General features: G+C 70.0%; 2 protein-coding genes. One reads left to right on the top strand and one right to left on the bottom strand.

Annotated elements, in window-relative coordinates; all coding sequences use genetic code 11:
* Positions 1–136: 136 nt before the first annotated feature.
* Complete coding sequence (locus ACWD3C_RS48290) at positions 137–1,180, bottom strand: NAD(P)-dependent alcohol dehydrogenase (RefSeq protein ID WP_451155157.1); 1,044 nt, start codon at positions 1,178–1,180, stop codon at positions 137–139.
* A gap of 172 nt (positions 1,181–1,352) precedes the next feature.
* Here ACWD3C_RS48290 and ACWD3C_RS48285 point away from each other — a divergent pair, with 172 nt between their 5' ends.
* Positions 1,353–2,285, top strand: a complete 933-nt coding sequence (locus ACWD3C_RS48285) for a helix-turn-helix domain-containing protein (protein WP_451155155.1) — start codon at positions 1,353–1,355, stop codon at positions 2,283–2,285.
* Positions 2,286–2,685: the final 400 nt, after the last annotated feature.

The following is a 2,685-nucleotide window of genomic DNA, read 5'->3' as shown; positions in this document are numbered from 1 at the left end:
AGACCATCGGCGGATGGTCTCCTCCCACGTCGTCCCTACGGTCTACGTCTCCGGACCCGAGCGCGCGTTCGCACACGGGCTGAGGCCGCCACCGGGGCACCCCGGTGGCGGCCTCAGCCCGCAGTCCCCCAGTCCGTCAGATCGTCGCCGTGTCGATCACGAACCGGTACCGCACATCGCTGGCCAGCACCCGCTCGTACGCCTCGTTGATCTCGCTCGCACTGATCAGCTCGATCTCGGCGCCGAAGCCGTGCTCGGCGCAGAAGTCCATCATCTCCTGGGTCTCCTGGATGCCGCCGATCATGGAGCCGGCCAGCGTCTTGCCGCCGCCGATCACCGAGAAGAGGTTGAGCGAGACGGGCTCCTCGGGGGCGCCCACATTCACGAACGCGCCCCCCGTCTTCAGCAGCGACAGGAACGCGTCCACGTCCAGCGCAGCCGACACCGTCGACAGGATCAGGTCGAAGGAGCCGCGCAGCTCCTCGAAGGTCTTCGGGTCGCTGGTGGCGTGGTAGTGGTCGGCGCCCAGCTTCAGGCCGTCCTCCTTCTTGCGCAGGGACTGCGAGAGGACGGTGACCTCGGCGCCGAGCGCGTGTGCGATCTTGACGCCCATGTGGCCGAGGCCGCCCATGCCGAGGATCGCGACCTTCTTGCCGGGGCCCGCGTTCCAGTGCCTGAGCGGGGAGTACGTGGTGATGCCGGCGCAGAGCAGCGGGGCGGCCTCGTCGAGCTTCAGGCCGTCGGGGATGCGTACGACGAAGTTCTCGTCGACGACGATCGTCTCCGCGTAGCCGCCGTAGGTGGGCTCGCCGTTCTTGTCGAGCGCGTTGTACGTGCCGACGTTGCCGCCGGTGCAGTACTGCTCCAGGCCGGCCTCGCAGTTGACGCACTCACGGCAGGAGTCGACCAAGCAGCCGACGCCCACGCGGTCGCCGACTGCGAACCTGGTGACACCGGGTCCGACCTCGGAGACCACGCCCGCGATCTCATGGCCGGGGACCATCGGGAACATGGCCTCGCCCCAGCCCTCCCGGGCCTGGTGGATGTCCGAGTGACAGATTCCGGAGAACTTGATGTCGATCAGCACATCGAACTCACGGACCGCACGGCGCTCGATGGTGGTGCGCTCCAGCGGGGCCTTCGCGGCGGGGGCTGCGTAGGCGGCAACAGTGGTGGTCATGCCGGGGGTCTCCTAGGGAGTCGTCCTGCGCCCGGCCTGCCTTCCGGCCGGGTGCGGCACCCAGCCTGCCGCAGTGCACGGGATCCACCCAGGTCACGCCTCTGCGTACGCTTGCTGTGCCTACTACTGGCGGGGTCAGGTTCGTGCGCGTACGACCATGAATACTGGACGCATGGACGAACAGCCCGACGCCGTGCAGGGGCCCGCCGCGGACACCCGCGCGGGCCTGGACCGGCGTGCCGAGCTCAGCGAGTTTCTGCGCAGCCGACGGGCCCGGCTGAAGCCGGAGGACGTGGGGCTGCCGGACTTCGGGCGGCACCGCCGGGTTCCCGGGTTGCGCCGCGAGGAGCTGGCGCAGCTCGCCGGGGTGTCCGTGGCGTACTACACGCGCCTGGAGCAGGGCAACGGGCGGAACGTGTCGGCGGAGGTGCTGGACGCGATCGCCCGCGCGCTGCGGCTCACCGACGCCGAGCACGCGCACCTCACGCATCTCGCCAAGCCGAAGCAGCACAAGAAGAAGCCGACGGCGCGGACGCAGCAGGTGCGGGGTGCGCTGCGGCAGCTGCTGGACGTGATGGACGGCGTCCCGGCGTACGTCGTGGGGCGGCGCACGGACATCCTCGTGTGGAACCGGATGGCCGCGGCGGTCTTCGGCGACTGGTCCGAGCTGCCCGCGCAGGAGCGGAACTGGGCGCGACTGGTGTTCCTCAGGCCGGAGTACCGCGAGCTGTTCGTGGAGTGGGATCAGAAGGCGTCGGACTTGGTCAGCTATCTGCGCATGGACGCGGGCTGCCATCCGGACGACCCCCATCTGTCGGGGCTGGTGGGCGAACTCTCCGTGAAGAGCGAGGAGTTCAGGCGGCTGTGGGCGACGCATGACGTCAAGGAGAAGAGCCATGGCGTCAAGCACATCCGGCATCCGCTGGTCGGCGAGCTGGCCCTGTCCTTCGAGACGTTCCGCCTGGGCGACGACAGCGAGCAGTCCCTGATCACCTACCACGCCGAACCGGGCTCCCCCTCGGCGGAGGCGCTACGCCTGCTGGCCAGCTGGGGCACGGACGCGAGGAGGGTGGGCGAGGGGACGTCGGTACCGCCCGCCCAGTAGGCGCCCCGCGCCGGTGCGGGCCTCCGGGGGCCGCCGCCCCCAGACCCCCGCTGTCGGCCTCCGGCCTCGCCCTCGAACGCCGGATGGGCTGGGATGATGCCGGCCGGCACCGAGACGTGCCACCAAAGCCTGGACGGCCGCCGAAACCAAGACTGCCACTAGGGCCTGTATTGAGTTGCCCCGCGGCGTCGCGGCGCTGGGCACGCACGCTCGCGGCGTTGCCGAAACGCCCACGTGGCTCCGCCACGAGGGCGCTCCGGCGCCTTGCGATCGCACTCAGCCGATCCCGGTCAGAAGATCAGCGTTTGACATCCTCGCCTGCGTGAACGCAGGCGATTCCGGTCAGCACCGCTACGCGGTGCTCCCTTGGGTTCCTGCTTCATCGACCCCTGCCACCCGA

The sequence above is a fragment of the Streptomyces sp. NPDC002845 genome (assembly GCF_053591955.1).
Note: the sequence above shows the minus strand (reverse complement) of the source record. Positions and strands in the feature narration are given on the sequence as shown.

What these genes read in the sequence shown, in the direction of transcription:
- ACWD3C_RS48290 (WP_451155157.1), bottom strand. Translation starts at nt 1,180, where the DNA reads ATGACCACCACTGTTGCCGCCTACGCAGCCCCCGCCGCGAAGGCCCCG.
- ACWD3C_RS48285 (WP_451155155.1), top strand. Translation starts at nt 1,353, where the DNA reads ATGGACGAACAGCCCGACGCCGTGCAGGGGCCCGCCGCGGACACCCGC.